The 25,426-nt window shown below is 49.3% G+C and carries 25 protein-coding genes and 1 pseudogene; 20 read left to right on the top strand and 6 right to left on the bottom strand.

The features are described from left to right. Positions 1-2 precede the first annotated feature (2 nt). The 9 genes from RS584_RS15785 (at position 3) to RS584_RS15745 (ending at position 8,965) form a co-directional block, all read left to right on the top strand. Positions 3-1,007 (top strand): ABC transporter permease, encoded by a 1,005-nt coding sequence (locus tag RS584_RS15785; protein ID WP_315748302.1) that lies wholly within the window; start codon positions 3-5, stop codon positions 1,005-1,007. Next, positions 1,000-1,845, top strand: coding sequence for an ABC transporter permease (locus RS584_RS15780; protein WP_315748301.1), 846 nt, complete (start codon positions 1,000-1,002; stop codon positions 1,843-1,845). The genes RS584_RS15785 and RS584_RS15780 overlap by 8 nt, the downstream gene beginning before the upstream one ends. After that, positions 1,842-2,696, top strand: coding sequence for an ABC transporter ATP-binding protein (locus RS584_RS15775; RefSeq protein ID WP_315748300.1), 855 nt, complete (start codon positions 1,842-1,844; stop codon positions 2,694-2,696). Before RS584_RS15780 ends, RS584_RS15775 begins: the two co-directional genes overlap by 4 nt. After that, positions 2,684-3,319: an ABC transporter ATP-binding protein gene (locus RS584_RS15770; protein ID WP_315748299.1), complete on the top strand. Its 636-nt coding sequence runs from the start codon at positions 2,684-2,686 to the stop codon at positions 3,317-3,319. The genes RS584_RS15775 and RS584_RS15770 overlap by 13 nt, the downstream gene beginning before the upstream one ends. A 255-nt stretch (positions 3,320-3,574) precedes the next feature. Then, on the top strand, positions 3,575-4,924 hold the full coding sequence (locus tag RS584_RS15765) for a GTP-binding protein (protein WP_315748298.1): 1,350 nt from the start codon (positions 3,575-3,577) through the stop codon (positions 4,922-4,924). Then, on the top strand, positions 4,912-5,949 hold the full coding sequence (locus tag RS584_RS15760; RefSeq protein ID WP_315748297.1) for a WD40 repeat domain-containing protein: 1,038 nt from the start codon (positions 4,912-4,914) through the stop codon (positions 5,947-5,949). Before RS584_RS15765 ends, RS584_RS15760 begins: the two co-directional genes overlap by 13 nt. A 191-nt stretch (positions 5,950-6,140) precedes the next feature. Continuing rightward, entirely contained in the window at positions 6,141-6,968 is an 828-nt protein-coding gene (locus RS584_RS15755) for an ABC transporter ATP-binding protein (RefSeq protein ID WP_315748296.1), read from the top strand. Positions 6,969-6,989: 21 nt separating this feature from the next. Beyond that, positions 6,990-7,946, top strand: coding sequence for an ABC transporter substrate-binding protein (locus tag RS584_RS15750; protein WP_315748295.1), 957 nt, complete (start codon positions 6,990-6,992; stop codon positions 7,944-7,946). Then, positions 7,946-8,965 carry an iron ABC transporter permease gene (locus RS584_RS15745; protein WP_315748294.1) on the top strand — a complete coding sequence of 340 codons (1,020 nt, stop codon included), beginning with the start codon at positions 7,946-7,948 and terminating at the stop codon, positions 8,963-8,965. The genes RS584_RS15750 and RS584_RS15745 overlap by 1 nt, the downstream gene beginning before the upstream one ends. Positions 8,966-9,171: 206 nt before the next feature. Here the strand turns inward: RS584_RS15745 and RS584_RS15740 are convergent, their stop codons facing one another. Further along, on the bottom strand, positions 9,172-9,654 hold the full coding sequence (locus RS584_RS15740) for a Fur family transcriptional regulator (RefSeq protein ID WP_315748293.1): 483 nt from the start codon (positions 9,652-9,654) through the stop codon (positions 9,172-9,174). Between the two features lie 150 nt (positions 9,655-9,804). Here RS584_RS15740 and hisI point away from each other — a divergent pair, with 150 nt between their 5' ends. Both hisI and zigA read left to right on the top strand, forming a co-directional pair. After that, positions 9,805-10,206, top strand: coding sequence for a phosphoribosyl-AMP cyclohydrolase (gene hisI / locus RS584_RS15735; RefSeq protein ID WP_315748292.1), 402 nt, complete (start codon positions 9,805-9,807; stop codon positions 10,204-10,206). A gap of 36 nt (positions 10,207-10,242) precedes the next feature. Then, positions 10,243-11,466 (top strand): zinc metallochaperone GTPase ZigA, encoded by a 1,224-nt coding sequence (gene zigA / locus RS584_RS15730; protein ID WP_315748291.1) that lies wholly within the window; start codon positions 10,243-10,245, stop codon positions 11,464-11,466. 266 nt (positions 11,467-11,732) lie between these two features. Here zigA and RS584_RS15725 read toward each other — a convergent pair whose 3' ends face one another. From RS584_RS15725 to RS584_RS15710, 4 genes are all read right to left on the bottom strand, one after another. Next, positions 11,733-13,382, bottom strand: coding sequence for a nucleoside recognition domain-containing protein (locus RS584_RS15725; RefSeq protein WP_315748290.1), 1,650 nt, complete (start codon positions 13,380-13,382; stop codon positions 11,733-11,735). 11 nt (positions 13,383-13,393) lie between these two features. Continuing rightward, on the bottom strand, positions 13,394-14,524 hold the full coding sequence (locus tag RS584_RS15720) for an NAD(P)/FAD-dependent oxidoreductase (RefSeq protein WP_315748289.1): 1,131 nt from the start codon (positions 14,522-14,524) through the stop codon (positions 13,394-13,396). 70 nt (positions 14,525-14,594) lie between these two features. Continuing rightward, positions 14,595-15,977 carry a cysteine--tRNA ligase gene (cysS, locus tag RS584_RS15715; RefSeq protein ID WP_315748288.1) on the bottom strand — a complete coding sequence of 461 codons (1,383 nt, stop codon included), beginning with the start codon at positions 15,975-15,977 and terminating at the stop codon, positions 14,595-14,597. An 81-nt stretch (positions 15,978-16,058) separates the two neighbouring features. Beyond that, on the bottom strand, positions 16,059-16,511 hold the full coding sequence (locus RS584_RS15710; protein WP_315748287.1) for a Fur family transcriptional regulator: 453 nt from the start codon (positions 16,509-16,511) through the stop codon (positions 16,059-16,061). A gap of 96 nt (positions 16,512-16,607) precedes the next feature. On the opposite strand from RS584_RS15710, the gene RS584_RS15705 reads away from it, so the two are divergent. From RS584_RS15705 to RS584_RS15685, 5 genes are all read left to right on the top strand, one after another. Then, positions 16,608-17,807, top strand: coding sequence for a CobW family GTP-binding protein (locus RS584_RS15705; protein ID WP_315748286.1), 1,200 nt, complete (start codon positions 16,608-16,610; stop codon positions 17,805-17,807). Between the two features lie 70 nt (positions 17,808-17,877). Further along, positions 17,878-18,300 carry an RNA polymerase-binding protein DksA gene (dksA, locus tag RS584_RS15700; RefSeq protein WP_315748285.1) on the top strand — a complete coding sequence of 141 codons (423 nt, stop codon included), beginning with the start codon at positions 17,878-17,880 and terminating at the stop codon, positions 18,298-18,300. A 62-nt stretch (positions 18,301-18,362) separates the two neighbouring features. Next, positions 18,363-19,298 carry a GTP cyclohydrolase FolE2 gene (gene folE2, locus RS584_RS15695; RefSeq protein WP_315748284.1) on the top strand — a complete coding sequence of 312 codons (936 nt, stop codon included), beginning with the start codon at positions 18,363-18,365 and terminating at the stop codon, positions 19,296-19,298. After that, a complete protein-coding gene (locus RS584_RS15690) occupies positions 19,288-19,848 on the top strand; it encodes a carbonate dehydratase (protein WP_216298950.1) in 561 nt (186 codons plus the stop codon). Before folE2 ends, RS584_RS15690 begins: the two co-directional genes overlap by 11 nt. 129 nt (positions 19,849-19,977) lie before the next feature. After that, complete coding sequence (locus RS584_RS15685) at positions 19,978-20,844, top strand: isocitrate dehydrogenase (RefSeq protein ID WP_315748283.1); 867 nt, start codon at positions 19,978-19,980, stop codon at positions 20,842-20,844. Between the two features lie 16 nt (positions 20,845-20,860). Here the strand turns inward: RS584_RS15685 and RS584_RS15680 are convergent, their stop codons facing one another. Continuing rightward, positions 20,861-21,685 (bottom strand): DUF1460 domain-containing protein, encoded by an 825-nt coding sequence (locus RS584_RS15680; protein WP_315748282.1) that lies wholly within the window; start codon positions 21,683-21,685, stop codon positions 20,861-20,863. 422 nt (positions 21,686-22,107) lie between these two features. Between RS584_RS15680 and RS584_RS15675 the strand changes: the two genes are divergently transcribed. The 4 genes and pseudogenes from RS584_RS15675 (at position 22,108) to RS584_RS15660 (ending at position 25,307) form a co-directional block, all read left to right on the top strand. After that, the gene (locus RS584_RS15675; RefSeq protein ID WP_315748281.1) at positions 22,108-22,995 is read left to right on the top strand and encodes a TGS domain-containing protein; all 888 of its coding nucleotides are present in this window, start codon (positions 22,108-22,110) and stop codon (positions 22,993-22,995) included. Next, positions 22,964-23,593, top strand: a pseudogene (gene hemB, locus RS584_RS15670) (porphobilinogen synthase); the annotation flags it as partial. The gene RS584_RS15675 and the pseudogene hemB, both read left to right, overlap by 32 nt. Before the next feature lie 152 nt (positions 23,594-23,745). Continuing rightward, entirely contained in the window at positions 23,746-24,084 is a 339-nt protein-coding gene (locus RS584_RS15665) for a hypothetical protein (protein ID WP_315748280.1), read from the top strand. 38 nt (positions 24,085-24,122) lie between these two features. Beyond that, positions 24,123-25,307, top strand: a complete 1,185-nt coding sequence (locus RS584_RS15660) for an FAD-binding oxidoreductase (RefSeq protein WP_315748279.1) — start codon at positions 24,123-24,125, stop codon at positions 25,305-25,307. Positions 25,308-25,426: the final 119 nt, after the last annotated feature.

Below are 25,426 nucleotides of genomic sequence, written 5' to 3'. Positions count from 1 at the left end.
TAATGAAAATCTCTTCCGGGCGATGGCATCGCCGCCGCCATGAAATTCTATTGATGGTCAGCAGACGCGTGGCTTTCCTGGTGCCCCTGCTACTGCTGGTGACGCTGGGCATCTTTGCCCTCGCCACGGTCAGTCCTTACGATCCGCTTGATGCGTATCTGGGGGGACTTGCCGGGGGAATGACACATGAGCAGCAGGCCAGTCTGGCTGCAACATTGAATCTTGATATGCCGTGGTATGCGGCATGGTGGGAATGGATCAAAGGCATATTTTCCGGGGATCCGGGAACCTCCAGAGCGTATCAGCAACCTGTGATGCAGGTCATGCATCAGCGTCTGCCCTGGACACTTCTGCTGGGACTCACCGGCCTGTTCATCAGCGTATTTCTCGCGTTTGTGCTCGGCGTTCGTGCCGGGCTTCATCCGAACGGCTGGGTGGATCGGGCCATTTCTGTGCTGGCGACCATTTTACAGACCATTCCACCTTTTGTGCTCGCGCTCGCGGCACTGAGTATTTTCGCGTTGTATCTCAACTGGCTTCCGACAGGCGGGCTGACCTGGCCCGGTCAGGAGGCCACCCTGGCATCCACCGTGATACATCTGATCCTGCCGGGCGTTGTACTGGGTATTACGCAACTTCCCTGGCTCATCCTGAGTCTACGGGAGTCAATACTGGATGTGCTGGCTTCTGATGCCATACGTGGGGCCCGTGTCCGTGGGATCCCTTACAGCCGGATCATCAGCCATCATGTCATACCGACAGCGCTGCCACCGTTTATTGCCCTGGTGGGGTCAAGGCTACCGGAACTGGTGGCGGGCTCAGTTCTGGTGGAAGCCATCTTTGCCTGGCCGGGTCTGGGAAGTGCCCTTGTACGGAGTGCACAGTCACTGGATTTCCCGTTGCTGACATTCCTGACCGTCGCCATAACGGTACTTGTTCTGGTCGGCAATCTTCTTTCCGACATTCTGTTTGTTATTCTTGATCCGCGGGTTGACGCTGATGCTTAAAATCTTATCGCTTTCTCCGCGCCACCTGAACATTCCCCTGTGTGTGACATGGGCGGTATTTTTCTTCATCATTGGTTATGCCGTCCTTGTTCCCTGGGCGAGCGATGTCGATCCAGTGATGACGGATTTCACTATGTCAGGGCAGCCTCCTGGCGAGCAGGCTGTGTTTGGAACGGATTCTGACGGGCACGATCTTTTTGTACGTATCGCACAGGGGCTGCGTATCTCGCTGGTTATTTCAACGATAACGGCTGCATTCTCCTGTGTCTTCGGCATTGTTCTCGGCACGCTTGCCGGAATGAGCGGAGGATGGGTTGACCGCGCCATTATGAGAACAACCGATGGCGTAAATGCGCTTCCTCATCTCCTGATTGGGATACTGATCGTCTCGCTTTTTAAGGGCTCCGTCATCGCCATTATTGCTTCACTGGTTCTGACACACTGGACTTATATCGCCCGGGTGGTACGGGCCCAAATCATTGGCATAAGGCATGCGGAATTTATTGAAGCCGCGTGGCTCTCGGGCATGAACCGGTGGCAGATAATATGGCACCACCTGACACCAGCGGCTCTGGGGCAGGCTCTGATCGGTTTAGTACTGCTTATTCCTCATACTATCTGGCATGAATCGACACTGTCTTTCCTCGGGCTTGGACTTCCTCCCCACATGCCATCGCTGGGCACATTATTATCCGATGCACAGGGCGCGATACTTCTGGGGCACTGGTGGATGTTACTGTTTCCCTGCCTGTTTCTGATTGGCGCAACATTATCCGTATCGATCATCGGTAATGATTTGAGAAAGCGGATCACCGGTAAACAGGAGTCATTCAGATGATCCTAATGATTGATAAATTAACTGTACGGATACCGCTGAGGCAGGGGGGAATGGTGCATTCTGCTACGAATATTTCGTTGACCCTTGAACGGGGGGAAATTCATGCCCTTATTGGCGAATCCGGATGCGGAAAGTCCACCATTGCGCAGGCTATCACAGGTCTGTTACCTGCAACCGCGCGGGTAACAGGAAAAGTGGTTTATTCCGGACAGAATATCCTTGGAAAACAAAATGATTTCTCCGGAAGACACATTGCACTTGTCCCTCAGTCTGCTGCCACTTTTCTGACACCCGTCCGGACCGTAGGCGCACAACTGGCGGAAACCATCACTATTCTTAAAGGTACCCTGTCGCCGGAACAGTTAATAATTCAGGTTGGTCTCGACCCTGATGTACTGGAACTGTATCCACATGAAATTTCGGGAGGGATGGCTCAACGCGCGGCAGTGGCATTTGCCCTGGCGGGTGCACCTGACATTGTCATTGCAGATGAACCCACGGCGTCTCTGGATCCGGAACGTAAAGCGGGAATGTTTCGTCTGTTACGCCAGATTGCCGATCGGGGTGCAGCAGTTATGTTAATTACACATGATATCAGCGCGCTTGTTGATACCGGCGTGGCAGACAGGGTGAGCGTCTGTTATGCCTCCCGGATTGTCGAAAGCGGTGAATCAAAAATAGTCTTAAATGGCGGTGCACAAAGTCGGTATACACGGGACTTACTGGCTGCCCTGCCCCGAAATGGGTTACACCGGATGCCGGGTACACCGCCGGAACTGACAAACCTTGCCGATGATTACACTTATGAAACACGGCTCGCTTTATCGGAGGAGGCGCAATGCAGGGTTTAGTTGCCAGTGATGTTGTTGTTGAGTTCAGACGCCCCGGCGGGCAAGAGGTGCGTATCCTTGATCGAATTGATCTGATAATACCTCCCGGGAAAATAGTGGGATTAACCGGACCGTCAGGACGGGGAAAAACAACGCTCGGGCGGGTAATGGCTGGTCTTGTTGTCCCCACGGCCGGCCGTGTTATCTGTAATGGTATTGAGGTCAAAAATGTCCGGACCCGTTCCGGTGCAGCGACCCGCGGTAAAATCGGTATGGTATTTCAGTCTCCCCGGCGTTCATGCGATCCCCGGCTGACGTTAAAGAAAACGATCATGCAGACAGCCAGGCCTGATGCTGATATTGAAGCCATTCTGGCAAGAGTGGTCCTGACGCCAGACCTGCTTAACCGATATCCTGGTCAGGTGTCTGACGGACAGCTCCAGAGAGCAGCAATGGCAAGGGCACTGGCAACGAAGCCTGACTTTATGATTCTGGATGAAATGTCGTCCATGCTGGATCCTGCGACAACGGCAACGTTGATGGATGCGGTAAAACAATTTGTTAATCAAGGCGGTGGCGTGCTGATGATAAGTCACGATCATGAACTTGTTGATGCGGTTTCCGATGAGCTCAGACAGCTTTGACATGCACACTTATTGTCTACCCAGTAGTCCTATAGTTAACCTGTTTACAAAAATATTGCTGGTCATGTTGATAGTTTATTCCCGGTTAAGCGGGCTAATTAACCCAAAGTGATGAACCATCCAGGACTTGCAGATAAAGCTGGAAGAATAGATTTGTTGCCATGGTTTTCCCCGAATCAAAATACAGATTAGCTTAACTATTTATTGTTATGTTATAACATACTAGATATGGGCGGAATGAAAAGAAGGCTTAGTATGAATACAGATAATCGTATTCCCGTTACCGTTCTGACCGGGTTTCTGGGATCAGGCAAAACCACACTACTGAACAATATTCTCAGCCAGCAGCACGGCCTGCGGGTGGCGGTTATTGAGAACGAATTCGGTGAAATCGGTATAGATGATGCATTGGTCATCAATGCAGATGAAGAAGTCTTTGAGATGAATAATGGCTGCATCTGCTGCACGGTGCGGGGCGATTTGATTCGTATCCTGAGTCGTCTGATGCGCCGCTGCGATAAGTTTGACCGTATCCTGATCGAAACCACCGGGATGGCCAATCCCGGGCCGGTTTCACAGACTTTCTTCGTTGATGATGAAGTTAGTTCTGCACTTCGTCTTGACGGTATCATCACAGTGGTGGATGCCAAACATGCCGGTTTGCATCTGGACGACAGCAGTGAACTTTGCGAACAAATCGCATTTGCCGATGTTCTCCTGGTGAATAAGGCCGATCTTGTCTCACCCGCTGAACTGGACGAACTGGAGGTTCGCCTGCGCAGCATGAACGCCCTCGCGCGGATCCAACGCACCGTGAATGCAGAAGTTGATATCCCTACGGTGCTGGATGTCGGTGGGTTTGATTTACAGCGCGTCTTACAGGAACGTCCACAGTTTCTGGAACCTGAATATCCGTTTGAGTGGGCAGGCATTTGGCATTTATCGGCGGGCGTAACCGAACTGCATTACACCACCGGGTCTGATCCGTCCATCGATGTTTTGTTTACTGCCGTACCTGAAAGCAACGAACACACCTTTATGCAGTTTATCGCGCAGGCTGATAACGCATTTTCCCGTGACAGTTTGCGGGGGGAAGTGGATGTTGAACTGGTTCCTTCACCTCGGGTTGTATCGCTCCTGGTCCCTGAAACCGGAGCACAGACGCTGAGAATAGCGATCCCCGAAGAGGGAAATTATGCACTGGTAACCGAGCATCTGCCTGAAGAGTTTGAACTGGCGCTGTACTGTAATAATGTGGCGCAAAAGCCTGTCATATCCCGCGCCTTCAGCGCAGCACACAGCCATGACGAGGAAGTGACGTCCGTAGGTATTACCGTGGACGGTGCGTTATCGGAATATAAATTGAACAACTGGTTACGATTGCTATTGTCATCGCGGGGACAGGATATTTTCCGCTCCAAGGGCATTCTGAACCTGGCAGGAAAAGACCAGCGGGTGGTTTTTCAGGGGGTTCATATGCTGATGGATGTCAATGTTGATCGTGAATGGAAAGTCGGAGAGCCAAGACGCAGTGAGATCGTCTTTATTGGTCGCAATCTGGATCGTCAGATGTTGATCAGGGGAGTACAGGCATGTCTGGCGTGACAGGTAGTACTGAATTTCGACAGCAGCTGGTTCCATTGTGGGCGACGAATGCTAATGACTATATCAACCTGTTAGCCTGGTCGCCGTCTGGGGAATTACTGGCTTGCGCTAGTGCAGATGGCGAGGTTGCGCTTTACTCGGGGGATGATGGTCGTATGCTATGGCGGCATTCAGCACATGAATTAGGTACGACGGCGCTGGCCTGGTCGCCGGACGGGCAGAAACTCGCCAGCGGGGGCCAGGATGATTCTATTGTGATATGGGAGCCGGTAACTGGCGAACCCTCCGCATGCTGGAAAGCGGGGCGGGGCTGGGTGGAAAAACTGGCCTGGTCATCTGGTGGTATGCTTGCCAGCATTGCCGGTAAGCAACTCAAACTGTGGGATGACCGGGGGTTACTTAAGCAGGCTTTTGAGCCTGTGGACAGCACGCTGACAGGGCTGGAATGGATGGCTGACGGCAGTATTGTGACGTCGTGTTACGGTCAGGTCAGCCATTGGCAACCCGGCAAAGCAGAGCCAATACGAAATTATTCCTGGAAAGGATCATTACTCAGTCTGGCCGCCAGTCCGGATGGTGCGTGGATAACAGCAGGCAGCCAGGAAGGTATCGTGCTGCTTTGGGCGAAATCTGTAGAAAAATCGTGCCAGATGAGTGGTTATAACTCAAAGGTTCGTCATCTCTGTTGGAGCCATGATGGGCAGTTGTTTGCTACTGGTGCTGGGGAGGAAATGCTGATCTGGGATTGCAGTGGCGAGGGGCCGGAAGGCACTGAGCCTGATTACCTGCCGGTACATCTGGGAACAATTACGGCGCTATCGTTCAGTCCCGTCAGTAAGTGGCTTGCCAGCGGTGCGGAGGACGGCATCCTGTTCCTTTATGATGCAGGAACACGGCAGGAACTGGCGATTCTGGCTGATGACGAAGCAGTTAGCGCGCTGTGCTGGCATCCTGAGGGGGAATATCTGACCGCTGGTTATGCGGATGGAACAGTCAAATTGCTGCGGCTGATTGGTCACCACTGAGAGAGGCTAAATGGAGAGAGAACCGCTAACGGTCCTGAACGGTTTCCTTAGTCAGGGTAAACCACGCGGTTAAAAATTTGTTAATGCAGATACTCCAGAAGCAGCTTCGATGTGCGTCATCGTGAACGATTTGAACGAACAGGATGTCGACGGCGTCCTAATTGCCAGTACAGAAATCAAGAAGGAACACCGTGAAGCGTAATATCGTAAGTAATCTGATTGAAAAAGATTATTTTGATACGCTGGAGAGTATTCTCAGCGTTAATATCCATTCTCTGTCGCGGCCAGGCGGCGGGACGTTGCTTTCAGACATCCATTTTGCGGTCAAAGCAGGAGAATGTCTGGCCATTATCGGGCCTAACGGCAGCGGTAAAACTTCCCTCGTGAGAGCAATCAGTCAGGAACTGACCCATCTGAAAGGGGAAATTCGTCTGCGGGGCCGCGACATGTCTGCTTTATCCCGGCAACAGCGGGCCAGACAGGTTGCTGTTCTGGCGCAGAATGATACACCCGATATGAGACTGTCCGTTGAGGACTATGTGGCGCTGGGGCGTATCCCTCATGCCGGGGATGTCCCGCGCAATGTAGATGATGCGATTGTCGCAAAAGCCATTAAAGATACCGGATTGCAGCGGCTACGCAGGCGCTCACTGGTTGCGCTTTCCGGTGGCGAAAGACAGCGGGCCGCGCTGGCTCGGGTGCTGGCACAGACGCCCGAGCTGGTATTGCTTGATGAACCCACCAACCATCTCGATCCCCCCGGACGTGCGGAACTCCTTTCGCTGGTGAAAAGTAAGGGGATCACCGTCGTGGCGGTATTGCACGATCTGACACTGGCAGGATCCTTTGCTGACCGTGTTCTTCTCCTGTCTCAGGGGCAGTCAGTGATCTGTGACACGCCGGAGAGGGTACTGGTATCAGAATACCTTTATCCCGTCTTTGGCTTGACCAGTTTTACCGTGCCGCATCCTCATACAGGAAAGGCGTTACGTATTTTTGAAGTGCCGCATTGTGCATAAATTATTCCCTGAGAGTCAGTAATGAAAAAACGGTTTATATCCCTGCTGGCGGTACTGTCAGCTTCAGCAGCCAGTGCTGCCGATTTCCCGGTGACTATTGAAAGTTGTGGGACGCCTGTCACCTTCGCCAGTCCGCCGAAAAGGGCGGTTATTAACGACCTTAATATGTCAGAAATGGCGTTTGCACTGCATTTGCAGGATCGCATCGTTGGGCTGACCGGTATTAGTGGCTGGTACAAAATGACGCCGGAATTTAAACAGGCGATGGGTTCGATCCCGGAACTGGCACCAAAATATCCCACCCTTGAAACATTACTGGCCCCCGAACCTGATTTCTTTTTCGCTGGCTGGAACTATGGAATGAAAGTGGGCGGCGAAGTGACGCCGGACACGCTAAGCAAATATGGCATCAAAACTTTTGTTCTGAGTGAAAGCTGTGTGTTCACCACTGCGCACAAAAATAAAGCCACCATGGATCTGCTGTATAACGATGTCCTCACGCTGGGTAAGATTTTTGGCAGGCGCAATGACGCACAGGCCCTGGTCAGCGGCTGGAAAAAGAGGTTAAACGAACTGCCGAAGCCAGCGGCAGGTACCCGTCCTTTAAAGGTGTTCGTCTACGACTCAGGCGAGGATAAACCGTTTACCAGTGGTAAATATGCGATGCCTACGGCCATTATTGAGGCGGCTGGTGGTAAAAATGCAATGGAGGCGCTGGATACCAGCTGGGGCACAACCTCCTGGGAAAGCGTCGCGGCGGCTGAGCCGGATTTTATTATTTTGTTGGATTACCAGACGGGGAGCGGGGCAGATGCGCTGCGTCGTTTTCTGGAGAAACATCCATTAATGAAACTGACGCCAGCGGTACAGCATCAGCGCTACCTGAAGCTTCAATATGCTGAACTGACGCCGGGACCCGCTAACGTTGATGCGGTGGAAAAACTCGCGCGGGCAATGTACCCGACAGCGGCGAAGTGATGCTCATGTCGTACCGTTATCACTGGGCGATGTGGGGAGCGATGGTGGTGCTGATCGGGTTGATGTTATTCAGTATTACCAGAGGGACAGTGCCACTGTCGCTAATGCAGGTGCTGGGAGCACTGAAGCTGACGAATGAGCCGGTATCTGCCATGGTCAGCAGAATCGTGACCGATTTACGCGTCCCCCGGATGTTACTCTCTGTGCTGACCGGGGCGGGACTGGCAATGGTGGGGGCATTGTTACAGACTACCACCCGTAATGATCTGGCCGATCCTTTTTTATTCGGGCTATCCTCCGGCGCGTCAGCGGGGGCGGTACTGGTGATCACCCGCTTTGGCGATCGACTCGGTGCATTTACGCTCCCGGTATCGGCGTTTGTCGGTGGCGTATGTTCCGCCATCGTAGTGATGCTGCTGTTTCATTTTAAAAAGCAACGCGGAGCTGAGCATCTTATTCTCTGCGGGCTTGCTATCTCTTTTTTGTTCGGGGCGCTGACCAGCTATTTCATTTTTTCCGGCGATCAGCGGGCGGCCAGCTCTGTACTGTTCTGGTCTCTGGGCGGTCTGGGTTTAGCCAGCTGGGACAATTTGCCCTTTGCCGTGTTCAGCCTGGTGCTACTGATTGCCTTTGTTCTGTTGCGGTGGCGCTCGCTGGATGGCGTGCTGGCAGGAGAACAGACAGCGCTGTCGCTGGGGATTAACGTAAGTCGTCTGCGGATCGAGATTTTTCTTTGTTGCGCCCTGGCAACATCGTTGTTGGTGGCATTGACTGGCGTGATTGGATTTGTTGGCTTAATGGTGCCTCATTTGTGTCGGCATTTTGCAGGAGTTAAGCATCTGTTGTTGTTACCTTTGTGTGGCGTCTGGGGTGCAATATTACTGTGTGGCGGCGATATAGTCAGCCGGACGATACTGGCACCGCAGGAACTACCAATTGGCATTATTACGGCGGGCATTGGCGGGGTGTTTATTATCACCATACTCGCACGAAATTCGTCCAGAAATACGGCCTGTTAAGGTCATTTAAGGCAGAAAAATCAGGCTCTGACGTCTTTTATTCATTGTGAATGATTGAGGTTGTTGACGCCAATTATGAAAGCAACCGATACTCCTTGTGGACGGTTATATTTATTATGGAGTCAGGTAATAGTGTGATGGCTTTTAGATATTTTAAAATTGATTTACCGCCTGGCTCGATTTCAATAATTATTCGTATTGGTGATTTAACCCTTTCCTCGACAATCAGGGCAAATCACTTTAACTTCAATATCTTTTTTTTGTACAGCACAACCATAATCTATTGCTTTTTTCTCAATGTAAGTATGAATGAGGTGGTCAGTATGTTGAATTATTGTTCCGCAATTTGAGCAAATCAAAAAAAGAGTTACAACATCAGAGGATAAATTATTTTTTCTGATAAATTTACTACAGCATTCTATTTTTACGATAATCCCTGCCTGTTGCAAATAATCCAGAGAACGATAAACCGTAGCCGGTTTTGCATTCGGATTATATTTCTTCATTAATTCCAGTATCTGGTATGCGCTAATGCCTTTTTCTTTAGCATGACTGACGAAATTATAAACTCTCTCCCGGAGCGGTGTGATTCGTATTTTCTTACTCTCAATCAGCTCTCTCAGCCCGGAACAATCCGTAGACGATAATGCAGTGTCCCTTGTACTTAGAGAATATGGGCTATTACTCACCGGGCCTCCTGTAATTTTCAAGCGATGTTATCTTTTCTTGTCCTGAAACGATGGAAATCTACTGATGTTTTGATCGTGCCATGTAAGTAAAGAAGAACTGGCAAATTTGATTGTTACGTTATAACATAACACATGATAAGTGAGGTGCCAATGTTTCTCTTACTGGAAAAAGCCCATGCAGGTGCAGTTTTTAAACTTGAAGATATCCAGGCATCAATACCCTGGAATTCTCATGGATTGATCGCTGCGATTGCACAGCAATATGACACTGGAGAGGTGTTGATGCTGGCCTGGATGAATCAACAGGCTCTTGATGAAACCTTATTGACTGGCAGAGCCTGTTACTGGTCGCGATCCCGATCATGCCTTTGGCGAAAAGGTGAGACCTCCGGCTGCGTTCAGCAAGTACATGATATCCGTCTGGATTGCGACGGAGATGCGGTACTACTGCTTGTGGATCAAAAAGGTGGAGCCTGCCACACAGGTCGGCGGAGTTGTTTTTACAACGCCATCAAAGGCGATGAGCTAACCGTGCTCAACGATCCTGGTTAATCCGAACACAACGAATATCTGAGGAGATGTAAGGTAATGTCCGAAGTCAGTGCAAATTTTCATGGCGATAAACGCCTGCCGGTTACCGTACTTTCGGGATTTTTGGGAGCAGGGAAAACGACACTGCTTAACCATATTCTGAACAACCGGGAAGGCCGTCGTGTTGCTGTCATTGTTAATGATATGTCTGAGGTGAATATTGATGCTGCCCTGGTGAGGGAAGGTGGTGCAGAACTCTCCCGGACTGATGAAAAACTGGTTGAAATGAGCAACGGTTGCATTTGCTGCACATTGCGCGAAGATCTTCTTCTCGAAGTTAATCGTCTGGCAAAAGAAGGGCGTTTTGATCAGCTTGTCATTGAGTCCACCGGTATATCTGAGCCTCTGCCTGTTGCTGAAACTTTTACCTTTGCGGGCGATGACGGTGAAAGCCTTTCGACGGTGGCCCGCCTTGACACTATGGTCACTGTGGTGGATGCGTACAATTTTCTGAAGGATTATGGTTCGCAAGACAGTATACAGTCACGCGGAGAATCGCTCGGTGAAGGCGATGAAAGGAGCGTGGTTGACCTGCTGATCGATCAGATTGAATTCTGTGATGTGCTGGTCCTTAATAAAGTTGACCTTATCAGTGAAGCGCAAAAAGAAAAACTGATGGCGGTTTTACGCTCGCTTAATCCACGGGCAAGGATTGTTGTTTCGCAATTTGGACAGGTCCCCTTGGATAACGTACTCAATACCGGTCTGTTCGATTTTGATCAAGCCGCTCAGGCACCTGGCTGGCTGAAAGAATTGCGCGGTGAACATACGCCGGAGACAGAAGAATACGGAATTTCCAGCTTTGTCTTTCGCGCCCGTCGGCCTTTTCATCCGACCCGTTTCTGGCAGGTGATGGAAAACGAGCTGGATGGCGTCGTCAGATCAAAAGGGTACTTCTGGCTGGCCAGCCGTCCGGAATTTGCAGGTTCATGGTCACAGGCAGGTGGCATTGCGCGCCAGGGGCTGGGGGGCATGTGGTGGGCGAGTGTGCCGAAAGAACGTTGGCCAGAGGATGCTGAGTCACTGAAGTTCATCATGTCTAACTGGATAGATGGCATTGGTGATGCCCGTCAGGAACTCGTTTTTATTGGAATGGATATGAATGAATCCGAACTGCGCAACAGGCTGGAATCTGCCCTGTTAACGGATGCAGAAATGGCAGAAGGGCCTCAAAAGTGGCGGTATTATTCCGATCCTGTTGAGCCCTGGTTCGAAAAATGAATCGAAGGCACCCGCATTTGTCGGGTGCCTTCGTATGAGAGCGAAAAGGGGGCCGATTTACAACAATTCTTCCCCAGCTTTTTTGAACCACTGTACAACACTATTCAGATGATGTTGCCCATATAACGAGACAAAACGTCTGGTTTCTTGGTGTCCGGGATCCTGAAGAACAGCCAGGCGGGATGTAATGAATGCCTGCGTCAGGGGAATGCCACATTCTTCTGTAATGCACCGGTACCATTGCTGGTATGTTTTGGGGATCATATTCATGCTCCATGAATGAATAACAGGGATATCACCAGAGCCACAACCAACGAACTCAGCGCCTGTCTTCCTGCTATTGCCGCGGCAAACCGCCAGTTTATTTCCCGGGCGATGGTAAATACCGTGACAAGGCAGGCCATCAACGTAGAGGCGAGCCAGACAAGTAGCAGTATCTGTGATGTACTGAGGGACTGTATTAAGCTGCCGCCATCCTGATTGAGCACCATCAAACCATCTTTCCTTAGCAGTGAAAAAATGATCCCTGGCATCAGTTCTGCCGGCAGTTTAAAAAGATGAAGTAAAGGCGCAGTAGTTTCGCTCAGCCAGCGGGTGATACCTGCGTAATCAAGCATTCCCGCAATAAGGCAGATAATCAGGAACAGTGGCATAGCTTGCATAAGGAACTGACGGAGGATATTTCTCAGCATCCACGCCACGTTTCGCCTGCGCGGCCATTGTAGCCAGGTGAGCTCTGTCAGACGCTGGTTTTGGCCAGGCTTCAACGACCCGTTCCAGAGTCGCGTATGTATTGCGCCTGTGATAAACAGCAGACTGAGATAGGGGATAAAGAGCCAGGGTTGATGGGCGGCATTAAAAAGAGAAAGCGTCGCCCCGGTCTGATAGCTGCAAGCGGACCCAAAGCTAATCATACTTATACAGGCATGCCGGGTGCATCGCGAACACGAACGGCTCTGAAAAACCGCCACGACATTACAGCCGAACCCACTTAATACTGGAATAAGATCCTGGCCGCTGAGACCCACTTTTCGCAACCAGGGATCCAGCGTCGCTGTAATTCTTTCCTTAAGCCCACTGTCGTCTGTCAGTGAAAGAGATATTCCGACCAGTACCACCACAGGAAAGGCCCATACGAAAGAATAGAGTCCCAGGCTAAAAAGACCGTAATTGCCGACAAATAATGCTTGCAGAATGTCGGGCCAGTTGGTCGTTATATTCTCAAGCGGCTGAATAACCGCACTGTCAATGACAGGCTGAATGAAATCTGACAGCAGCCATGCCCCCCATACCGGAACGGCAAACAGCAGGAAAAGGCATATTATTGCAGCAACTTTTCCACCCCAGCGATGTTCAAATATCGTTTGTTGAGGAGATTCAGCCAGCAGATGAATTACCGGTATCTTATGACGGGGTAAAGAGACAGCGGAGGGTGCAGGTTTATCCTGCAACAGCAACTGCACTATTTCCTGGCGAACATTGCTGCCAGCTTCCCGGGCATTGACTGCCAGTACAGACGCACCTGATGTTTCGCTCAGGTATACAGTCACTTCCCGAAGGCCCTTTCTGATCTTATCAGCAAAGGTCAGGAGTATAACAAGGTGTTTTGCCTGTGGCGGTATGAGGTGACAGAGCGTTTGCCACTCCTGCTGAGCGTGTGTGGCCCGCAGAACCACCAGAATGCCATAATGCTGGTTTAGCGCATTAAGGGCGAGTTTCGTGGTTTCACTGTCGCTCTGAAAACGTATACCTGGTGTATCAACCAGGCAGATCCCCGCATCATTAATGTGACCTTCCCGACATACGACGGTCGATCCCCTGAAATTACGCTCATCACTGGCAGCACTTTCCGTCAGAATATTAAACAGGGTAGATTTTCCTGCACTTTCTAATCCCATTAAAACGAATGATTGCATAAACACGGACCTCAGCACGCACAGTCCTCATCGGCACAGCAATCAGGCTCTGAAGGCAGAACCCACCAGTCCCGTACTCCTTCAGAGGGCAGGCCCAGATGACGCGTGATACTTTCTGCCACGACGGGAAAGCGCTGACGGAACTTATAGATAAAGCAATAAATATTACCGGCATGCCGCACGTGAGGGCCGACAAGGTACAAACCAGGAAAAAGGGTTGAGCAGTCTTCGTCCGTTAATACCGGATAACCATCATCATTCCATTCAAAAAAAGCAGCCAGTTGCTTTGCTCCCCCGCCACACTGGAAGCCGGTAGCAAGCACAGGTACCTCGTCAGTAGCCCAGGCGCGTCCGTTTGTGGTATGGACTTTGTAAGAACTTCCCGGGCCGGGCATTCTGATTACTTCACAGACATCCGCATCTTCATAAATTTCGAAAAGACGGTGATTCATCACTCTGTTCAAACGCTCACGAGTGTAAGGAGAAAGCGATAGACTGGGATCGCTGATATGGTTAGCTGACCAGGGGGCTGAGCGGGTCAACATTTTTACCGATGAACCATTTTCCAGCAGGTTTACAGCGGCATCCACCGCGCTTTCATAGCCGCCGATCACGATGTAATCGCCTTTTCGGAAGTCCTTCCAGCTGGACACATCAGCGTAATGGCAACACATTTTTGCTCCCGGAAAAATCTGCCGGTCAGGGAACTGGAATTCACCTGTAGCCCATATAAATGAGCGCGTTTCAATTCTCTCTCCTGTCTCTGTTGTCAGCATAAAATGACCTGAACTGAGCAAGGCCACCTTAACAACCCTGGCGGGGGCCATGACGGGGATCTGATACTCATCCAGCACGGCATTGAGGTATTTTGCGTACGTGTTTCCCCCGGCGTGTTCTTCACCGCAGAAAAGTGCCAGGGAACTGTCAGGCGTCACAGCATTAAGATCGGCTTGTCCGAACGGATTGGAAAAAAAAGAAGGAGTAATAAAGCGGGTTTCTTCCGGCCAGCGCATAAAGGAGGCACCCACTTCGTGACTATCCACGACAAGGATATCCTGTACGGCGCTCCGACGAAGAAGCGCCGCCATACCCACCCCAGCCGGACCCGCACCGACAATAACGACTTCGCGTGGTTGGTTCATAGAATTACCCTTTGCATTACGTTATAACATAACAATTGATGTTGAAATTTTTTACATCCAGAGGGACACCTTATCGGATACGCCATGAGGTATTTTCGCCGACATCTTCAAGCTCAATGCCTTGCTCCGCTAATTCATTTCTTAAACGATCGGCCTTGTCCCATTCGCCCATACGTCGCGCCTCACTGCGCTGGTGAATTAACTTTTCAATAAGTTGCAGTTCTGCAGGATGAAGATCACTGCGGTTTTTCAAAAAGGCATCCGCTGATTGTTCAAGCAAACCCAGCACATTCCCCAGGTCTTTCAGCGTGGTGGCAAGTGCTGCGGCTTCATCATCATTCGTTCCGCAAAGCCTGTTAATCTCTCTTGTCAGTTCAAATAAAATGGCAAGCGCCTGGGGTGTATTGAAATCATCATCCATTGCCTCACAGAATCTGGCCCGCCATGCATCATGCTGTTCAGATCGAGACCCGTCAGCGAACTGGCATGCGGTGTAGAGCCGTGTTAGAGAGGCGCGCGCGAGGTGAATATTTTCCTCGCTATAATTCAGCGGCTTACGATAATGTGCGCTTAGCAGGAAGAAGCGCACACTCTGGGCATCGAACCGGTGCAGAATATCGCGCAGGGTAAAAAAGTTATTCAGCGATTTCGACATCTTCTCTTTATTCACCGTCACCATGCCGGTGTGAAGCCAGTAATTTACGTAAGGGCCATCATTGGCGGAGGTGGACTGGGCAATCTCATTTTCATGATGGGGAAATATCAGGTCCGAGCCACCGCCATGAATGTCGAAATGGGTACCAAGGTAATGGCAGTTCATGGCAGAACATTCAATATGCCAGCCAGGTCTCCCTTCACCCCAGGGTGATGGCCAGACAGGCTCGCCGGGTTTTGCCCGTTTCCAGAGAACAAAATCCAGCGGGTCGCGTTTATACTCATTCACTTCGATGCGGGTCCCGGCACGAAGCATGGTAATATCCTGTCCCGAAAGCTTTCCATAGTCTTTTGCCGATGCAGTGGAGAACATGACGTCACCATTCTCTGCAATGTAAGCAAATTGTCGATGCAGAAGTCGTTCGATCATACTGATGATTTGGGGGATGTGCTCTGTGGGACGAGGTTCGAAGTCTGGTGGCAGGATACCTAACTTTGCAAAATCAATGTGCATTTCATGCACCATCCGTTCTGTCAGGCTGCGCCAGTCCTTTCCCGTATCACGGGCGCGCTGAATAATTTTATCATCTATATCAGTAATGTTACGCACGAAAGTCACATCGTATCCGCGAAAACGCAGGTAGCGGACAATCATATCAAAAGCTACAAAGGTTCTGGCGTGCCCCAGATGGCAAAGGTCATAAACCGTCACGCCGCATACATACATGCCGATTTTGCTCTCTTTAACCGGAACTAATAGCTCCTTTTGCATACCAAGTGTGTTTGTTAGTTTAATCATTACGTTTACCTCATTATTTTTAGATAGCAGCACACGAACACACCTGGCGCTAATTAACAGTCGTCCGGGATAAGAAAAAAATTATTTGGTGATAGTACGATTACAGTCCGGACAGATACCATGGCTGGAAAGGGTAATTTCCCGTTCGGTCATACCATGTCCAGTGAGATGTGATTTTACCAGTTCAATGGCCGCTTCCAGGGCTGGATCCTGCTCAATAGGAATAACATGATGGCAGTTATCGCATTCAAAAAGTCCTACGGCAGCCCGTTGGGTCAGAGCGAAACGCTGAGTTCTTGCCGAGTCGGTATAACGCTGGACAATACTTACCTGCATTAGCCGCTCCAGTATTCGGTAAAGGGTCACACGATCGGGAGCCTGCTCGCCCAGTTGCTGAGTTAAATCGTCATGGCTCATGGCCTGGCTGGCATGTTCAAGGCACTGCAGTGTAGCAAGGGTGGATGGCGTTGCCCGCAAACCATGTGTGCGCAACGTTTGCTTCCAGTCATACGTTTTGGCTGCTGGTGTTGTCATATTTCCCCCCCGAGTCATGTCATTTGAATTTTGGCAGGAAGCCGGTATTATTGCAACTTGATTGCATTAACGTTTAGCGGCATAAGGCTGGATGCTATGAAAAGAACACCGCTCATTATCCTTAATGGTTTTCTGGGGGCAGGGAAAACTACTCTGCTAAAAAACCTTCTTACACAGGCACACAAACGGCGAATGGCTGTATCCGTCATCGTTAATGACATGAGTGAACTTGATGTGGATGGCGTCCTGATAGCCAACACAGAAATCGTTGATGCAGCCAGTAACAATTTTGTGAGTATTTCAGCAGACAGTATCAGCAGCAGAAGTGGGATCCAGAAGCTGGATTCCGCGCTGAAAAACCTGCTCGAAAAAAGGTCTCCGGATTTTATTTTACTGGAAACGTCAGGCAGCAGCCATCCTCTTCCCCTGGTCCGCTATCTGCGAGAACACACCCAGGTAAGTCTCAAAGCATTTTTGTCTCTTGTAGATACGGTCATGCTTAATGATGACTACGATGGTGGAAAGAAGCTTATTCCGGTTTTCCAGGAACACCTCAACAAAGGGACCCGGGGAGTGGAAAGCCTGCTGGCAGAACAGATTATGTTCTGTAATAAGCTCTTACTAACCAAAAACGACCGGTTACCCTTCTATGTGGTTACTGAGGTAGCCAGAGCCATACATCCACTTAATCCGCAGGTTGCAATTATGGCCGTGCCCTGGGGAAATTTACAGCTGGATGAATTGCTTTCCATGCCGGATTACGATTTTCATCGGGTGGCGTTACTTATCGATGAGCTTCAGGATGCCATTGACGCAGTTTTGCTGGCTGAACCCAACAAAAAATATGATATTTCGTGGCGAGTCATTGAGGATGACCGTCCATTTCATCCGCAGCGGCTGTGGGATATCTGCCATCGCTTCATGGGCGCAGGCGTTTACCGCAGCAAGGGGTTTTTCTGGCTACCGGGAAGAGATGACCTGGCATTATTGTGGAACCAGGCAGCAGGGAGCATCAATCTCGAATTCATAAGCTACTGGAAAGCCGGGGTCCTGACTCACACTGATAATTCATTGACAAAGGAAGAACGCGCAGCTATCCGTCAGCAACTGGCAAAAATGCCTGGCAGATTTGGTGACCGGCGCTGCTGCCTGACTGTTATTGGCGAGAGCGGCGAAATTGACGATTTTGCCCTCGCATTGCGCCAGTGTTTTCTCACTGAAGAGGAAATTCTCTGGTGGCAGCAGGGGGGGATTTTCCACGATCCCTGGCCCACGAAAGTGGCCCGGCTGGCTTAACAGGTTATTTTGCAGCGATAGTTGATGTTATGTTATAACGTTTCATTACGCAATTTTATCGGTACAGGACATGACTAAACCTACCCGCGCTGAACGAGAAAAAATCCTGGCTATGCCGCCAGAAGATTACATGAATCATGTGCAACAGGACTACTTCCGGCGGCTTATCCGCCACGAAAGGCAGGAGGTGCTTGATCATATAGACCAGATGAAGCAACAACTGCAGGATAATCCAGAAACGGGTGACGAAGGTGACATCGCCATTCGTGAAGAGCAGTTACGTCTGCTGTTCAGACAGATAGACAGAGAAAGCCGCCTGTTGCCGAAATATGATGCAGCGCTTATACGGCTTGAAAAAGGAGAATATGGCTTCTGCCGGGATACAGGCGAACCTATCGGTCTGCAACGCCTGCTACTCAGGCCCACCGCAGAATTAAGTATTGAAGCCAAAACCAAGGAGGAAAAAGTTGAGGTTCAGTACCGAAAGAAATAAAGCGGTAGCTCAGGCGGCGGGAGGGTAGGGATGAGAGTAAATATCAGATCAGGCAGGTAAATATGAGAATGGCAGCGAAACAAACCCTATGCCCCGGCATGCTACCGGATATTCAGTCCACTAAGGGCGACGATGAGGGTGAGTCATTATCCTGGGTCGGTATGGAGCAAATTGATCTGCCGGTAGATATCGCAGGCAGGCCGGTAGCCGCAAAGGTTAATGCCGGAATAAACCTTCTCAGTTCACCTGAAGCTGAAAAGGGGATCCATATGTCTCGCCTTTATCTTCTTCTGGACGAACTGACACAAGGGGAAATCACACCGGCATTATTGCAACATGTGTTGAAAGCATTTCTGGTGTCTCATCAGGGACGTAGTGATGAAGCCAGTATTGAGATCTCAGGGGAGTTGTTACTGTCGCGTAAGTCGTTAAATTCTAATCACTCCGGCTGGAAAGCCTATCCTCTGACTCTGAGCGCCGAACTCAGGCAATCTTTTACGGTTACCCTCAAAGTGGGTATCCCTTATTCGTCAACCTGCCCGGCTTCCGCTGCGCTTAGCCGCCACGTTGCGGGTTTGCAGTTTAGCAAAGACTTTGGTAACCGGATCGACAGGCTCCCGGCAGCAGAGATAGCCGACTGGCTTGTTGAGAAAGGAATGCCGGCAACCCCGCACAGCCAGCGAAGCTGGGCATGGGTGAATATCCGTCTTAATCCTGAAGCAAAATCACTGCCTGTGCTTGAGCTGATTGATTATGCTGAAGTTGCTCTCGGGACAGCCGTGCAAACGGTCGTCAAGCGGAGCGACGAACAGGCTTTTGCGTTGGCTAACGGTCAGAATCTGATGTTTTGCGAAGATGCTGCCCGTCGGCTCAATAATGTTTTTCGTTGTGCACCCTTTTGTGAAGCATTTGATATCAGGGTTGAGCATCAGGAAAGCCTGCATCCCCATAATGCCGTTGCCCGTATTCACTGGAAAGGAAGTAAAAATGTTACGTAAAAACCCATCAGGTCATACCCCAGTGGTGTCAACAAAGGCCTATATCGATCCCACCGCGGTAATTTGTGGACGTGTCATTATTCATGATTATGTTTACGTCGGACCCTATGCGGTTATCCGTGCTGACGAGCTAAATGCAGAAGGGGATATGGATCCTATCATTATCCATTCCCACTCTAATATTCAGGACGGGGTGGTTATTCACTCAAAAAGTGGCGCACCAGTGACGATAGGAAGCGGAACGTCTATTGCCCACCGTGCAATAGTGCATGGCCCCTGTCAGGTTGATGAGCGGGTATTTATTGGATTCAACAGCGTGTTGTTTAACTGTCATATTCAGACGGGTTGTGTTATTCGCTATAATGCAGTTGTGGATGGCGTTACCTTGCCTGAGAATACCTATATTCCATCAACGGAACGCGTGGGGCCAGATTCCGATCTTAAGAGTTATTCGAAAGTGGACCCCGCTTCTTTACAATTTTCAGAAGAAGTCGCCAGCACTAATGTCAAACTGGTGGAAGGTTATCAGCTGTTGCGAAATGAATTCTGAGTATGGCCCGGCTGGTGCCGTTAACATAAAACCGTATTGTTAACGATTTGTTATTAATGTAGCAAATTCATACTTGCCTCTTTAACCCTTTTGCGGAAGAGGCTTTTCTGTTTTATTAAAGAGGTGGTGGTGAAACTTTTTATTAATAATCTGACGGTCATGGATTTTAGTTTCCTTAATGCGGAAGCCGGACTGATTGGCGATAGCCTTATCGTTAATATTATTCTTGAGGGGGATCTGAATGCTGAATTAATGGTAATGGATTTCTCACATGCAAAAAAAAGTATCAAACATGAAATTGATAAACTGGCCGATCATGTCCTGATTGTGCCGGAACAAAATAGTCATATTATTGTTAGTCATGCAGGCACTACGACGGAAGTTGCCATGCTGTGTAAGAATGGGGAGACCCGGTGTTTTATTTCCGGGCCGCAGGAGAGTTTCTGGCTGGTCCAGGCAGATAATATTACTTCCCGTTGCCTTAAATCCCAAATAGAAAAACATTTACTGGCGTATTTGCCGCAGGGAGTAAAAGACATAACGATAACGTTACGGCCGGAAACTATTAATGGTGACAGTTATCATTACTCGCATGGACTGAAAAAACACCGCGGAAATTGCCAGAGAATAGCGCATGGGCATCGCTCTGCAATAAGAATTTTTGTGGATGGTGAGCGAAGCTATATGCGGGAACAGGAATGGGCAAAACGATGGAATAACGCTTATCTGTTAAGTCGGGAAGATGTCGTTACCGTTACAACACTGTCACCGCGTGCCGTAGCATACTGGCATAAGGGGCTGACATGTTCTTCCTGGCGGAGTTTTCAGGGGTACTTTGAAATCATGCTTTGTTCTGAGGTTGTAGATATTCTGCCGTGTGATACCACGGTTGAGTCACTGGCTTTATTTATCAGGCAATCAATTGAGCACGGTTTACCCGCAGCGAAAATAGAAGTCCATGCCTTTGAGGGCGTGGGTAAAGGCGCTATTGCCTGACACACTATTCTCCTTTTCAGGGGTATTGATCTGTTTTCTCTCGTAAAACTACAATACCCGGTTTTGTAGCCATGTATCTAATAAAAGGTGAGTCAACCACCTTTCTGTTTTTCGCTAATGACGATGCATTTCTGAACCAGATGTTATTGTGGGCTTTGATAATGATCCCAACATGTGAAACATCCAGTCCTCTTTTTGTTGAATAAATACCCACGTAATCACCTGTTTGCAGTTTATTTATTACCTCTTTATCTATTGCAGAAGCCGGTATATAGCTTATCCGGCGTGAGATAATGCCGAGACCCTTAACATATTCTTGTTTTTTATTCTTCTGGTTTAGCTGTTTGTTGACAGTAATAGTATACGGGCTGATGTCCTGAGTAACATCTTGTGCATTTTGCGGAGATGTGACCGCCCAGTCCGTGAAAAAATGTTTTCTGCCAGTAAAATCAATCATTCCGTTTGTATAACGGGTTTTAACAAGTTCAGATACATAAGTTTGCCAGCTACTGGCGTGTGCCATGGAGCGAACATAATCAATAAAAGTAAAACAATCCACGGTACTGGGGTTAGTGACCAGCCTCTCCTGCAACGAAGATGAACCGATCAACGTATGTGCCTGGTAAGCGGTCCCGAGTAAACGGGAAGATATCTCAGCGATACGTTCGCCATAGCTAAGTTCATTCCCGTGAAAAGAGACGGCGGACAGGATTTCGTTAACTTTGCTCTGGCTTTCTTGCGTATCGTATACATTGTGCATTAGTTGTTGATGCCTGGCGAGTGCTGTACAGGTATACAATGAAAGCAGGAATGAAAGCAGGCAGGCAATGCGCTTTTTCATTTTATATTACCTCTTCCGTCTGTATTCGCTATCCCACCATGTTCTTTGTCATTCCGCTGGCAGGAGGGGGGAGTGTAACCTTTTGTTTTTCATTTGATAATGTCTATCCAGATATGTTCAGTCTTTTGCGATGGCGCTTAACACCGTTCTCAAGGCGAGCAAAAGTTGAAACATTTTCTCCACCTGACAGAATCGTAGTTAGTTATCAGTTATACGTTATATCATACTGTAAATTGTATGCCTTAACGTGAGACGTATTTAAATGGTAAAGATTATCTTTACCATTTAATAACATTTCCGTGCTTTCCCTTAACATATTCAGGTACTCCCGAGTGGCGCTTTTAATGCAACAAGGTTGCGTTAATTTGTGGGTTAATGCAACATAGTTGCTGTTAATCACTGAGCTATGTCGGGATACGAAAATGTCAGAAGCGCTTATAACAGAGTCAGAACCTCTCACCTTTACTCTTCCTGATGGCTCTCTGAAGCTCGTCAGAAAAGGGACCACGTTGCAGAACGTCGCGGAAAGTATCGGTTCTTCCGTCGCGAAAAACGCCGTGTATGCTGAAATCGATGGCCAATATATCGATCTGATCGAGGCAGTGCAGAAAAGTGGCACGCTCAATATCATCACGCTTTTTGACGAAGAAGCGTTGGACCCGATTCGCCGTGGCTGCGTTCTCGTTCTTGCTGCGTCTGTAAATCAGCTGTTTCCCTCTGCCAGGGGGGTTGAAGGGCATCTGACAGAAGAAGGGTTTTATTACGATTTCGCGACAGATAAGCCTTTTACCAGCAGCGATCTGCTGAAACTTGAGCAGCACATGACAAAATTGATCGCCGAAAACCCGCCGGTTTTTAAAGAGCAGGTTACGCGAGCGCAAGCAGTCGACTGTTTTGAGCGGCAGGGAGAGAAATTCAAATCAACGAGGCTGATGGAAATACCGGCAGATGAGCCGGTGACATTATGCCATCTCAAACAGTTCACAGACGGCTTTAATGGCCCACTGATTCCGGATCTTCGTTTTCTGAAAAATATGAAGTTGCTTAACGTATCTGGTGCGTACTGGCAGGGGGAAGCCAGCAATGTACAACTGCAGCGGATTTATGGCACGGCATGGGCAAGCAAAAAACAGCTTGATGGCTGGCTTGAGAAAACGGCTGAAGCGGAGAAACGCGACCATCGCAAGCTGGGTCGGGAGTTGGATTTGTTTCATTTTCAGGACAATGCGCCTGGCGCGGTTTTCTGGCATCCCAGGGGCTGGACAATCTTTCAGTCGCTATACGTCACATGGTCAGGACGGCATCATTGACGAACATGGATATGTGCTTAATGAGCCGACAAAAGAAATTCTGACCAGACAGGCGCTTACGCACGCCGAAGCGGGTGCAGATATTGTCGCGCCAAGCGACATGATGGATGGCCGCATCGGGCATATCAGGCAGGCATTTGAAACGAATGGCCTGCTGACTGTTCAGATCATGGCATATTCAGCGAAATACGCGTCAAACTATTACGGTCCTTTTCGCGAAGCCACTCAATCTGCCATGGCGCTGGGCAAGCGGGACAAAAAGAATTATCAGATGGACCCGGCGAATGCGAAGGAAGCGTTGCATGAAATTGCTCAGGATTTGCAGGAGGGGGCAGATATGGTGATGGTTAAGCCGGGCATGCCATATCTGGATATTATCAGAGAAGCCAGGAACACTTTTGCGGTACCCGTTTTTGCCTATCAGGTTTCTGGTGAGTATGCGATGCATATGGCCGCGTTCCGGTATGGCTGGCTCGACGAAGAGCAAACGGTGCTTGAGTCACTTATATGCTTCAAACGCGCCGGGGCAGACGGCATATTGACTTACTTTGCCAGCTCGGTAGCCCAGTGGCTTAATCAACATCAACGGGAATATTGATTCCCTGTTTACAAAATTCCTTAGTCGCTAAGCAGGAGCACCGCTGAGAGCAAACGACATAATCAGCGAGAATTTCTATACTTTAATTCATATTTTTATTGCGAATTCTGACGAATCATTTGTATCAGCCCAATAATCTGGAGGAAGCAGTTATGGTCGAAACCAGTAAACAAGACCGTATGCCTTATCTACTTTTCCTGTGTGAAAACCGCATTCTTGCACAGAATATCGATGGTCATGTCATTGATCTTGGTGGATTAACCAAACAAAACGGCACCATTGACTGGCTTCTGGATGGCAATAAGGAAAAGGGGGAAAATCTCAAAACAGAAATCGAAGCGCTGGAGGATATTGCCAGTAAGATAGATTTTCTTTTTCTTGATGGTCAGTTTACCAGCCTTCCTGACATATCAGCTGAATATAAAGATAAGCTTACATCAGCTCCTTCAATGGAAATCGTATTGAATGAACCTGGCGATAAGCCACAATAAAGCCCAACGTCAGGAAGCTGATAAAAAGGAGGAAAGGCATGTCGGTCAAAAAAATAGCAGTTATTGGTGCTGGCGTACTCGGGCTGTCCGTGGCCCGTTCCCTGGCGCAACAGGGAGCAAAAGTCACTGTTTTTGAGCGTAGCCATGTGGGGGCGGGGACAAGCAGCACGACTTTTGCCTGGATTAATTCAAATGGCAAAACACCGGAAAGTTATCATCATCTTAATGCGCTGGCGATTGACGAGCATATCCGGCTACAACAGGAACGGACCACAGAAGGTCAATGGCTAAAAGCGACAGGGACTTATGAATGGGCGGCTGGTGCGCCAGAGCAAAAACGGTTACAAGACCGGGTTAGCCGTCTTTCGGAACTGAACTATCCTGTTCAGAACCTTTCCGCAGATGAACTTAAGCGCAAAGTCCCTGAAATCCGAGTGGGGTCTCATGCGGGAGATATCTGGTATTTTCCAGGTGAATGCTTATTGGTACCTTCCGTTTTTATGGCATGGCTGGTGTCCGAGCTTCGTGTTTATAACGCCGAACTGAAAACACAAAGCGAAGTGACAGAGTTAACTGAAGAAAATAATAGGGCAGAGATAAGCCTTGCCAATGGCGAACGTTGGCAGGGAGACAGTATAGTCATTGCGGCGGGAAGATGGTCTGCCGAACTTGCTTCGCTACTTGGGCAGCAACTGGCAATGATCGATCCGAACCAGCCAAATAAAATCGCATGTGGTTTTCTGGGCTATACGTGCCCGGTGCTAACCCAGTTACAGGCGAATTTAATCACGCCAGGGTTAAATGTCCGGCCAGAAGGAGGGGGGCGATTACTGCTTCAGTGTCCTGACCTTGACAGCTTTGCCAATCCTGCAAACCCGGCACCGGTAGATGGCTATATCGGTGAAGAAATGCACAAAAGGCTACGGAAGCTATTTAATAATATGGAAATGGCACAGCTGGAACGTATAGCTGTTGGGCAGCGTTCCCGACCGGCAGATGGACTTCCAGGACTTGGTTACATCTCTGCTAAGCGACGGATCTACCTCATGGTGACGCACAGTGGCATGACACTGGGGCCGTTGATCGGACGGCTTTGCGCGGAAGAGATTCTCCACGACAAGCGTTCTTCGCTTTTGAGTGATTTCTCTCCTGAAAGATTACTTGGGAAAACGGCAAAGGATTTTCCTGCTTTTGCTACGTTACATTTCCCGGCCGCACAGTAATTTCCCAGTCGGTGTTCACCACTGAAATGAGGATCAGAAAGCTAATAAACTAGATCCTGTTCAGCGGCATTAACAAAAAGCCTGTCCAACATGGGCAGGCCTGAAGCGTTTAAGCTTGC

Origin of the sequence: Enterobacter sp. DTU_2021_1002640_1_SI_PRY_ASU_LCPMC_013 (assembly GCF_032389435.1) — a bacterium.
Lineage (GTDB): Bacteria > Pseudomonadota > Gammaproteobacteria > Enterobacterales > Enterobacteriaceae > Enterobacter > Enterobacter hormaechei_C.
Note: the sequence above shows the minus strand (reverse complement) of the source record. Positions and strands in the feature narration are given on the sequence as shown.